We start from the raw sequence: 11,319 nt of genomic DNA on the forward strand, positions 1-11,319 counted from the left end.
GGTTGTTTCTCGAAATTTCGGATTTTCAGCGTATCCTGGCATCATCGTGCTAGTTTTCGGCCCTTCTGTTAAGGATTCGGTCTTGCAGTGTGCCTATGATTAGCCCTTAAGTCAGATTTTGATCCGTAAACGCGATTTTTACCGGCCCTTCCGGTGGCACAACGCTGCGAACATCCGCGGCTCGACCAGTCGCATTGTCGCTCACGATTGGGGATCGCGTATCGGAGTAAGGCGACTTATCGGTTACCGAGCTCAACTGAGCTTTTTTCATCGCTTTTGTTAAGGAATTTCACATGTCATCGTCTCGAAACAGATCAGCTTTTACGCTGGTCGAATTGTTGGTGGTCATTGCGATCATCGGCGTGTTGGTTGGCTTGTTGTTGCCGGCCGTTCAAGCGGCCCGCGAAGCGGCTCGCCGAATGAGCTGCAGCAACAATTTCAAGCAAATCGGCTTGGCCGTCCACAATTACCACTCGGCATACAAGCAGTTGCCGCGACAAGGCACGGGCACACCCAACCTAGGCGGCCAACCCGACGGCCAAACGGTTGCCGGTGCACCGACGGCGAACAGCCGTCTTGAATTAAGCTGGTTGGTTGGACTGACGCCGTTCATCGAACAACAAGCTTTGTGGGAGCAAATTTCCAATCCGTTCCAAGATGTTGCCTCAGGTGCGATTTTCCCGCCAATGGGCCCTGGCCCACGACGCTGGCTCGCTCACCATGCAGTTACGCTTTACGATCCCTGGATGACAGAAGTTCCTGGCTTCCGTTGCCCGAGTGACCCAGGTGTCGGACTGCCCGGTCAAGGCCGAACCAACTACATCGCCTGCCAAGGCGACTCGGCCGAACAGATCAACGGCAGCATTGGCGACAACGGCAACGTGGCAAGCACCCAGGCCGCGATCAATCGTCAAGCGTCGTGCCGCGGTTTTTTCGTACCGCGTGAAAAGGCCGCCTTCCGTGACGTCTTGGACGGACTGTCCAATACCATCATGGCCGGCGAAATCATCACCGACTTGGGCGACAACGACACCAGAAGCCGCGGTGCACTCTCGGGCGGCAACGTTCGCCAACCCGGTGGGAACTTACTGTGCGATATTCAAAGGGATCCACTGCGTCCCCAGTTTTGGAATGTTGCGGGCAATTACGTTCCCGTGCTGCTGCAAGGTGGCGGTACCGATCCTGAACAACGCCGCGGCCTGAAATGGGCGATGAGCCGCTCGATCTGGGGCGTTTTCAATACGATCCTTCCGCCCAACGGCCTGATCTGCATGGACAGCAACAACTTCAACACCGGACTGCTGCCCGCCAGCAGCCGTCACCAAGGTGGGGTCCACGTTTTGATGGGCGATGGCGCTGTCAAATTCGTCACCGATTCGATCGAAACGGGCAATCGCAGCAGCGCTCACGTCGGCACTGGAGCTAACTTGGTGCCGCCCGGATCGCAAAGCCCGTTCGGACTTTGGGGTGCCTTGGGTACCCGCGGTGCGAAAGAAGTCGACGTCACCATCGAGTAATTCGGCTGCTCGCTTTGCGAGCAATCACTGGCCATCGACGCACGGCCGGCAGCCCCATCGGCTGCCGGCCGTGTTTTTCTAGATCTGATCCATTTCCGTCCCGTTTTCCAAACCGAAACGCCAAAAATGAAACGCTTCACCTTTCTCGCTTTGTTCCTGCTAACGCTTTCGACCATCGTCGGTTGTGGCGGACCATCCGAAACCGCGCCTGCCGCCAGCCAGGACGAACTGTCCCAATGGGTCAACGAAAACCCAGCACCTGAAGAAGTCGAACTCGAAGAGTAATCCGCTTACGCGGTTTCGCGCCCAACCGATCGACTGGTGGCGCGATAGCGGTCGACCAACAGGCCCCGCTCGGGGCCAAACAGCATGGCAACCAGCATTTGCAGTGTCGCCGCCAACACGATTGCACCCGACGTCGTCACACTCTCGACGTAAGGCAACCCCAACGCACGGGTGATCGGACCGGGCAGCGTGATGGCGGCCAAATGCCCCAACACGCACGCCGAAACGCCGGCGGCCATCGACACCAAGATCATGGGCCGCAGTCGGCGGTTGATGAAGAACGCCGTCGACGGCGGGATCACCAACATGCCGATCGCCAAGATGCTGCCGACGACCTCGAACGCGGTCACAATCGTGGCCGTCGTGATCGTCATCAATCCGTAGTGCACCCAGCGCGGATCCAACCCCAGCGTGCCGGCCAATTGCGGGTCGAACGTCGTCATCATCAATTCTTTGAATAAGACGACCACCAGCACCAAATTGATCACCAGCATGATTGCGGACGTGATCGCTTCGGAGGGAATGCCCTTGGACAACCCGATCGTGTCTAGCTGACCGTACAATACACATTCGAGATCGACGTCGCTTTGGTCGGCGAATTGACGCAACATGATCAGCCCAATCGCGAACAAAGTTGTGAACACGACGCCCAGCGCCGCATCGCCGCGGATCCAACCGGCCGACGTTACCCACTGCGTCAAAAATGCGGTCAAAAGCCCGGCGACCATAGCGCCGCCGAACATCATCGTTTGACGAAACGCCCAACCGGCATCCGGGTCGACCCAGCCCCAACCTTGCAACATCCCGACGGCGATGAACGCACCAACGACGCCCGGCAGCGCCGCGTGCGTCAGCGCATCGGCGATCATGCTTTGCTTGCGCAGAAACAAAAAGCAGCCGGGAATCGCACTCGCCATCGCAACCAGCGATGAGGTCACAATGATCCAAGTATCAATCGACGACCAAACGATAGAATTCACAGACTCACCCTGTCACGAAGAATACCAGTGGAGCGACGAATCACCGGAGCACTTGAGAATAGTTGGCCACAAACAAACCGACATGAACGAACAACAACACCAGCGACGCGGTTCGATAATTTGAAAACAGCCCCGAAATAGCAAGCACACTTCCGAGCGCCGCGACCAATGCTCCGCCGGCGGGAAACCACCACAAAGCCGCCGACGCAAACCCGACCACCATCATCGATGCGGCAACCGCACCCATCGCGGTGTAGCGCATCGGGCCGACGTCCAACAACGGTTCGATCGCAACCGTTTGCGGAAGAGGATCGACGGCGAACGGTGATCCGATTCGGACGGATTCCGCTGCCAACCCCGTCGCCGGATCAACCGCAACCTCATCGGACTGTCTATCGTTCATGGATTCGCGGCCCAGCCGAAAGAAACTTCGTTGCCAAAATTACGGTCTGCCGACTATCCTAGACACGCATCCTTTGAGAATCGCGGCACACCCTATGCTTGATCTTACCCAACCGAATGAACGACGGTGATGGGACGCGGCCGGCAATTCCCGATTGTCGGTCGACGTGATCGGTGGCAGTTCTCTTAGAATCCCTCTCCAAACTCATCCCACCCACTGATTTCGTAGGATCGATTGAATGCCGAATCCCATGTCTGGGCGCACTTGGTTTCGCCTCGCTAACCAGTCCGCACCAGAAGCGACGGCAATCAATTGGTCTTGGGCCACGCGTTTGCGGAATTTTTGCTGCCTGGCGGTGATTCTGGCCAACTCGGTGATTCTGGTGAGCGCAGCGACCGCTGGCGACTTCAAGCAACCCGAACCGCTTGAACCCCAGATCGCCGAAGCGTCGGCCGAAGCCACCGAATCCATGGCGGGCATTCGCATCCCCAAAGGATGGAAGATCGAACTTTACGCCGCAGAGCCTGATGTCGCCAACATTGTCGCATTTGACATCGATCATCGCGGTCGATTGTTTGTGTGTGAAAGCTATCGACAAAGCCGCGGCGTGACCGACAACCGCGGGCATGACGAAGAATGGTTGCTGGCCGACTTGGAATCCGAGACGGTGCAAGACCGAATCGATTACCACAAACGCCTGCTCGGCGATGCGGCCGTCACCTACGCCCAACACGACGATCGAATCCGCCGCTTGGTGGACACCGACGGCGACGGACGAGTCGACGAAAGTGTCGTGGTCGCCAACGGATTCAACCGCATCGAAGAGGGTACCGGCGCCGGCGTGCTGGTTCGCGGCGAGAACATTTACTACACGTGCATTCCGAAGCTTTGGAAACTGGTCGATGCCGATGATGACGGCAAGGCGGACGAGCGAGTCGTTCTGTCGGATGGATACGGAGTTCGCGTAGCGTTTCGCGGTCACGACATGCACGGTTTGATCATCGGTCCCGATGGGCGTCTGTACTTCAGCATCGGTGACCGAGGTTATCACGTCACAACCGAAGACGGCCGAGTGTTAGCCAATCCAAAATCGGGCGCTGTGTTTCGCTGCGAACTGGATGGATCGGGCTTAGAGGTATTCGCCACCGGCATGCGAAATCCACAAGAATTGGCTTTCAATGACGTCGGCGATCTGTTCTCGGTCGACAACAACAGCGATAGCGGCGACAAGGCTCGGATCATCAACATTTTGGAAGGCGGTGATTCCGGATGGCGGATGCAGTATCAGTATCTGGCGGATCGTGGCCCCTTCAATCGCGATAAAATCTGGGAACCGTTCCACAACGAACAACCCGCCTACATCGTGCCGCCGATCATCAATTTCACCGACGGCCCGAGCGGACTGGAGCATTACCCGGGCACCGGTTTCGGCGACCAACTGAACGGCCAGTTTCTGATTTGCGACTTCCGCGGCGGTCCGGCCAACAGCGGCATTCGTTCGTTCAAGCTGGACAACGACGGCGCGTTTTACAAGATGGGCGAAGACTCGGATCCGATCTGGACCGTGTTGGCAACGGATATCAAGTTCGGTCCCGATGGTCACATATATGTCAGCGACTGGGTCGACGGATGGGAAGGCCTGGGCAAGGGCCGCGTGTACCGATTGAGCGACCCCAACGAAATCGCCAAACCGATTGTGTCCGAAGTGAAAACGCTGCTCGCCGACGACTGGACCGAGCAAGAATCGGCCAAGCTGTCGAAACTGATCGGACACGTCGATCGCCGGGTTCGTTTCGAAGCCCAATGGGAATTGGCTCGCCGCAGCGACGTGAATACCCTTTCGACAATCGCGATGGACACCCAGGCACCGACCACCACTCGCCTACACGCGATTTGGGGTATCGACCAAGTCTCGCGAATGCAACTTGCCAAAGCGAGCGCCGCGACTGCCCGAGCAACGACCGAAGAATCCGGGGAACCCAGCACGGATGCGATCGATACGTCGACCGCCGTTTCCGCACTTGACGATCTGACTGAATTGCTTGGCGAACATGACGCGATCATTCGCGCTGCCGTTGCCAAAATCATGGGCGATCGTGGTGTGACCGCATCGGCGGCGAGCCTGCGTGAACGATTGACCGACGATTCCGCTCGCGTCCAGTACGCGGCGATGCTGTCGCTTGGAAAGCTAAAGGATGCGACCGCAATGGGTTTCGTCGTCGACATCCTGGCCAACAACGACAACGCCGATCCGGCGCTCCGTCATGCCGGCGTGATGTATTTGTCGTCCGCGATCACCCCCCAATCGATCGGCGAATTGGCAACGCACCCCAACGAATCAGTGCGTCGCGCCGCCGTGGTGGCGCTCCGCCGGCAAAAAAGTGGATTGATCTCGCGATTCCTCAAAGACGCCAGCCCGTTGGTCGTTTCGGAAGCAGCTCGCGCGATCCACGACGAACCGGTGCCGATGGCGCTGCAGTCGCTTGCCTCGCTGATCAAAGTTCCGGAGTCGGGCGCGGAACTGAGCGATCAAGAACTGATCCGTCGAATTTTGAACGCCAACTTTCGATTGGGGACGACCGAATCGGCCGTCGCGCTTGCCGGATATGCGGGCCGAGTTTCGGCCGTTGCCGAAATGCGAATCGAGGCGATGGACATGTTGGCCGACTGGGCGATCCCAGATCCTCGTGACCGCGTGACGAACGTTTATCGTGAACCCAAACAACGACCGCTGTCGGATGCCGCCAGTGCTTTATCGCCCCAGATCGACCTCTTGATGACCTCGCAAGAATCGGTCCGCGAAAAGGCGATCGAAGTGGCGTCAGAACTGGGCATTCAAAAGATCGTTCCGTTGCTGGCCCAACGAGTCGTCGACGGAAAATTGCGACCGTCACTGCGTGCGACCGCGCTGGCATCGATGGCGAAATTGGACGCAATGGACGCGGTCCAACTGGCCAATCAGGTGCCCATGCAACCGGCCAACGAACTGCTGCTTGCGGCGCTGGAAGTTCTGGCGAAACACGATTCGAAAAATTCGATCGGCAAATTCATCGAAGCAACCCAAAGCCGAAACGTCGAAGCCCGCCAATTGGGATGGGACTTGCTCGGCACCAGCAATTCGCCCGAAGCGCTGGCCACGATCATTGGTGGCGTCCAAAGCTATCTCGACGGATCGATGGCGGCTGAAGTCGAATTGAACGTGATCGAAGCCGCCCAAGGCAAGCTGGACGATGCGATGAACCAGCAATTGATCGAACATCAACGTTCGCTCGCTGAAACAGACGCACTTGGAAAGTGGCTACCTTCGCTCAGCGGAGGCAACGTCAGCAAGGGACACAAACTGTTCCACGAGAAAACCGAACTATCGTGCCTGCGATGCCATAAAGTGGATCGGGCGGGCGGGGAAGTGGGTCCGAATTTGACGGTGATCGGCAAGACTCGCGATCGCCGCTACCTGCTCGAATCGATCTGTTTGCCGGACGCGAAGATCGCCGAAGGGTTTGAAACGGCGGTCATCGCGAATGATTCGGGACAGGTTTTTTCGGGCATTCTGAAGTCCGAAAATGACGATTTTGTGGAACTGATCCAGAACGATGGCAGCCAGGTCCAGGTCTTCGTCGACGAAATTGTCGCCCGCCGAAAGGGTAAAAGTTCGATGCCGGACGACTTGACCAAGTTCATGACGCCCCGTGAATTACGCGATTTGGTGGCATATCTGGCCAGTCTGCAGGTCGACCCGCGGGCAGCAGAGGATGTCGAGTGAATTGTTTTTGGCGGTTTTTTGATTCGGGTTAGTTTGCAACCTAGAGTTTGAAACAGAATCGTTTCTTTTCCGTTGCCACATGGCCCGTCATGACCTGCCATCAACTCGCCCAACGTCTTCTAGAGCTGCAACCGTCGTTGTCGCCGACAGACGTTGCACGATTGACGCTGATGATCCTGAACCAGTCCACCGATCCGGCGGATTTGGACGATGACGATACGTTGATCAAGGCTTGGAAGAACGCCAGCTTCCGGCTGGAATCCACTTCCGATCAACACGCCGCGGTGGCCGAAGAATTGGAAGCCCTGTGCGGCGACGGCCCGATCGAGTTCTCGCCCGACCAGTTGTGGGTCTTGATGCGGGCGATCAAAGTGCAAAGCCAAATTTTGGAACTCTACACCGATCAACCCGCGCTGGTCTGATCGCTCGCCCAACGCGGAATCGTAGGTTAGGCTTTCGAGCCCATCACACCCATTAGTCCGGGTACACCCATTTCGATTCCCTCGCGGTTGATCCTCCATGGTCAAGTCTGACATCGTTTGGCACCAACACGTCGTGACGCGCGAATCCCGCGAAGATCGCCTGTCTCAAAAAGGCGCGGTCGTTTGGTTCACCGGCCTCAGCGGTTGCGGCAAAAGCACAATCGCCAATGAACTCGATCGCCAACTTGCGGAATTGGGCCGCGCCACGATGCTGCTGGACGGCGACAACATCCGACACGGTTTGTGCGCGCCGCCCGAACGATTGGCCGAAGAACACACGCAAGAATTTGCCGACCGATTCGGGCTGGGGTTTGGCGAAACCGATCGCGAAGAGAACATTCGCCGAATCGGATCGCTGGCATCGCTGATGGCGTCGGCCGGCCTGATCACGCTGACGGCCTTCGTCAGCCCCTATCGCCGAGACCGCGATCGAGTGCGGCGAATCGTCGAAGCGGGCAGAACAGGGGACTTTGTCGAAGTTTTCGTGGACACGCCACTAGAAATCTGTGAGACACGAGACCCCAAAGGCCTGTACAAAAAAGCTCGAGCGGGGCTGATCAAGAACTTCACCGGAATCAGCGACCCCTACGAAGCACCGACGTCCCCCGAGATCCGGCTCGACGGCGGCGACGGACGAACCCCCGCCCAGCAAGCCGCCGAAGTGCTGGAAACCCTTCGAAAACGCGGTTTTTTCGCATAAGGACGCGACCCTTTGTCCCCCGGGCATGCCGTGACAGGGTCCCGAACTGCCTCGCAGTTCGATCCTCCCGAGCGGCGTCGCAGCGCCACTAGGGGTGCCCGATCCCGGCTCCGCAAAAACTATTTCTGTTTGCGGTTGCCAAAACGTGCGGCGTCGGTAAACTACGCCCCATTCATGTGTGAGTAAGAACGACGTAACAGACAAAAAAACGAATGACGATCTCGAAAGAGCGAAAAACCGAGGCTATCAGCGAACACCGCAAATCGGATGCTGATACCGGCTCGCCTGAGGTGCAAATTGCCATCTTGACCGAGCGGATTAACGGGTTGACCGAACATATGCGGACTCATCGCAAGGACTTCGCCTCGCGGCGTGGCCTGCTGGGTCTGGTCAGCCGTCGCCGGCGTTTGCTCGACTACGTGCGTGGCGAGGATCCCCAGCGATACCTCGACATCATTGGAAAACTGGGCATCCGTAAGTAGCCCGTCCGAGCCGCGACCAAGCGAAGATGGCAACAGCCCACTCGCCTGTAACGGGCGGCTCGGCCCTTTTCCATCTCTGCATCTAAGCGGCCCGTTCGGACGCGGTGCCGGCGAATCATTCGCCGGCGCGCCTCTTCTGTGTACCTAGTCGGCTGCGTTTCCACCTCCGTCGGCTTGCCTGATTCATCGGGCTTGCCTTTGGGTGGAACGTCTCTTCTTGCGCGGCACCCATTTCGAAATGGTTGTCGTTCGCATGCCATTTTGTCCGCAACCTTGCGCCATCGAGCCCAACTTGCGGATGCTAACCCATGTTGTTTTTGTAGGTTGAAGGAAGAAAAAAGTGACTGAAAAGAAAATTCGAGTCGAAAAGCAAATCGGACAACACACACTGTCGTTCGAGACCGGCCAATTGGCCAAACAAGCCGCCGGTGCGGTCTTGGTCCAGTACGGTGAAACCGTTGTTCTGGTCGCCACGGCCAGCAGTGACCCACGCCCGGGTCTGGACTTCTTTCCGTTGACGTGTGATTACCGCGAACGATTGGCTGCGGCCGGTAAGTTCCCCGGTGGTTTCCTGAAACGCGAAGGCCGCCCCAGCACCAAAGAAATCCTCAGCTCGCGCTTGATGGATCGCCCGATCCGCCCGCTCTGGCCGACCGGTTTCAAAGACGAGGTCCAAGTCCAAGCCTGTGTCATCGCCAGCGATATGCAGAACGACGGTGACGTTCTGGCAATGAACGGCGCCAGCGCCGCGTTGCACATCAGCGAACTGCCGTTCCAAGGCCCGATCGCTTCGGTCCGCGTCGGCAAGATCGATGGCAAGTTGGTGGCTTTCCCGACTCACGACGATCTCGAGCAAAGCGAACTGGACATGATCGTCAGCGGCTCGCGTGAGCAAGTCGCCATGATCGAGGGCTTCGCTAACGAAATGCCCGAAGACGAAATGATGGAAGCGATCAAGTTCGCTCATGCGACGATCCGCGACGTCATCGACCTGATGGAAGAACTGTACCGCAAGGTCAGCCCGACCAAGAAGGAATGGATCGCGCCACAAGACGACGGCATGTTCAAGCGTCTCAACGACGGCTACTACGATAAATTCCGCGCCGCGATGCAAACCTCGGGCAAAGCCGCTCGCAACGAAGCCTGCAGCGCCGTCCGCGATCAAGCGATCGCCGACATTATCCCCGACCCCAAGGCTGCCGATGCCGTCGACATCAAACGACTGAAATCGGTTTGGCACGACTTGGAAGAAAAGGTCGTTCGCGACTTGATCGTTGCCGGCACCCGACCCGACGGACGCGACAATCAATCGCTGCGTGCGATTTACTGCGAAACCGACTTGTTGCCACGTGTTCACGGTTCGGCATTGTTCCAACGCGGCGAAACGCAAGCCCTGGTTACGATCGCCTTGGGCACATCGCGTGACGAACAACGCGTCGACGGCTTGGCCGCCGAGTACAGCAAGAAGTTCATGCTCGATTACAACTTCCCGTCGTTCTCAGTCGGCGAATGTCGCCCGATTCGTGGCCCGGGTCGTCGTGAAATCGGTCACGGATGCTTGGCCGAGCGAAGCGTTGCACCGGTATTACCAGCCGCCGACGACTTCCCCTATACGATCCGCGTGATCAGCGACATTCTGGAATCCAACGGTTCGTCGTCGATGGCATCGGTTTGCGGTGCGACCCTGGCCTTGATGGCTTCGGGCGTTCCGATCAGCAACCCAGTCGCCGGTATCTCGATCGGCTTGGTTCGCAGCAGCGAATCGGAATGGTGCTTGTTGACCGATATCCTTGGCACCGAAGATCACTTCGGTGACATGGACTTTAAGATCGCCGGAACGCAAAACGGTATCACCGGTATCCAGTTGGACCTGAAGGTCACCGGCATCAGCGAAGACATCATCCGTGCGACGCTGAAGCAATCACGCGAAGCTCGTATCGAAATCCTTCGCAAGATGTTGACCACGATCTCGCGTCCTCGCCGCGAAATCGCTGCAACGGCACCACGATTGCTCCGCACCAAGATTGCCTCGGACAAGATCGGTGCCCTGATCGGCCCCGGCGGCAAAAACATCCGCGGCATCCAAGAACGCACCGGTGCAATCATCGAAGTCGATGACGACGGTACCGTCTTGATCGCCAGCAGCAACAAAGAAACGGCCGAAGAAGCACTGCGAGCCGTTGAAGCCTGCACTGCGACCGTCCAGATCGGCAAGATCTATGACGGCATCGTCAGCAGCATCAAAGAATTCGGCGCGTTCGTCGAAATCATGCCCGGCCGTGACGGCCTTTGCCACATCAGCGAAATCAGCAGCGGCTATGTCAGCAGCATGGACAAGCTGGTCAACGTCGGCGATGCCATGAAAGTCTTGGTCATCGACGTCGATGAACATGACCGCGTCAAGCTGAGTCGTCGTCGCGCCCTGGAAGAACTGGGCATCGAAGACGAATTGGCCGCACTGGTCGAAGCCAATGCCGGTGAAGGTGGCGATCGCGATCGTGGCGGCGAAGGCTCGGATGATGACCGTCCACGACGTCGCCGCGGTGGAAGCGGCGGTGGTGGTGGCGGAGGCGGCGGACGTGGCCGCAGTGGCGGCGGCGGCGGCGGCGGCGGCGGCGGTGGTCGCAGCCGAGATGGCGGAGGCGGCGGTGGCCGTAGCGATCGCTAGTCCGACCCACGTTTGAATGTGAACCTAACGAAAGCCCGC

9 protein-coding genes are annotated in these 11,319 nt (G+C 58.1%); 7 read left to right on the plus strand and 2 right to left on the minus strand.

Annotated elements, in window-relative coordinates; genetic code table 11:
- Positions 1-293: 293 nt before the first annotated feature.
- Both Poly51_RS12545 and Poly51_RS30405 read left to right on the plus strand, forming a co-directional pair.
- Positions 294-1,517, plus strand: coding sequence for a DUF1559 domain-containing protein (locus tag Poly51_RS12545; protein ID WP_146457952.1), 1,224 nt, complete (start codon positions 294-296; stop codon positions 1,515-1,517).
- A 126-nt stretch (positions 1,518-1,643) separates the two neighbouring features.
- A complete protein-coding gene (locus Poly51_RS30405; RefSeq protein ID WP_186775510.1) occupies positions 1,644-1,802 on the plus strand; it encodes a hypothetical protein in 159 nt (52 codons plus the stop codon).
- A gap of 5 nt (positions 1,803-1,807) precedes the next feature.
- On the opposite strand, the gene Poly51_RS12550 is transcribed toward Poly51_RS30405, so the two are convergent.
- Entirely contained in the window at positions 1,808-2,782 is a 975-nt protein-coding gene (locus tag Poly51_RS12550) for a metal ABC transporter permease (RefSeq protein WP_146457954.1), read from the minus strand.
- Positions 2,783-2,822: 40 nt separating this feature from the next.
- Entirely contained in the window at positions 2,823-3,185 is a 363-nt protein-coding gene (locus Poly51_RS12555) for a hypothetical protein (RefSeq protein ID WP_146457956.1), read from the minus strand.
- A 250-nt stretch (positions 3,186-3,435) separates the two neighbouring features.
- Between Poly51_RS12555 and Poly51_RS12560 the strand changes: the two genes are divergently transcribed.
- The 5 genes from Poly51_RS12560 (at position 3,436) to pnp (ending at position 11,280) form a co-directional block, all read left to right on the plus strand.
- Positions 3,436-6,948, plus strand: a complete 3,513-nt coding sequence (locus Poly51_RS12560; protein ID WP_146457958.1) for a PVC-type heme-binding CxxCH protein — start codon at positions 3,436-3,438, stop codon at positions 6,946-6,948.
- A gap of 89 nt (positions 6,949-7,037) precedes the next feature.
- Complete coding sequence (locus Poly51_RS12565; RefSeq protein ID WP_146457960.1) at positions 7,038-7,370, plus strand: hypothetical protein; 333 nt, start codon at positions 7,038-7,040, stop codon at positions 7,368-7,370.
- Positions 7,371-7,467: 97 nt separating this feature from the next.
- Complete coding sequence (gene cysC, locus Poly51_RS12570; RefSeq protein ID WP_146457962.1) at positions 7,468-8,130, plus strand: adenylyl-sulfate kinase; 663 nt, start codon at positions 7,468-7,470, stop codon at positions 8,128-8,130.
- 212 nt (positions 8,131-8,342) lie between these two features.
- Complete coding sequence (rpsO, locus tag Poly51_RS12575) at positions 8,343-8,612, plus strand: 30S ribosomal protein S15 (protein WP_146457964.1); 270 nt, start codon at positions 8,343-8,345, stop codon at positions 8,610-8,612.
- A 340-nt stretch (positions 8,613-8,952) separates the two neighbouring features.
- The gene (gene pnp, locus Poly51_RS12580) at positions 8,953-11,280 is read left to right on the plus strand and encodes a polyribonucleotide nucleotidyltransferase (RefSeq protein WP_146457966.1); all 2,328 of its coding nucleotides are present in this window, start codon (positions 8,953-8,955) and stop codon (positions 11,278-11,280) included.
- Positions 11,281-11,319: the final 39 nt, after the last annotated feature.

The sequence above is a fragment of the Rubripirellula tenax genome (genome assembly GCF_007860125.1).
In the GTDB taxonomy this organism is placed as follows: domain Bacteria; phylum Planctomycetota; class Planctomycetia; order Pirellulales; family Pirellulaceae; genus Rubripirellula; species Rubripirellula tenax.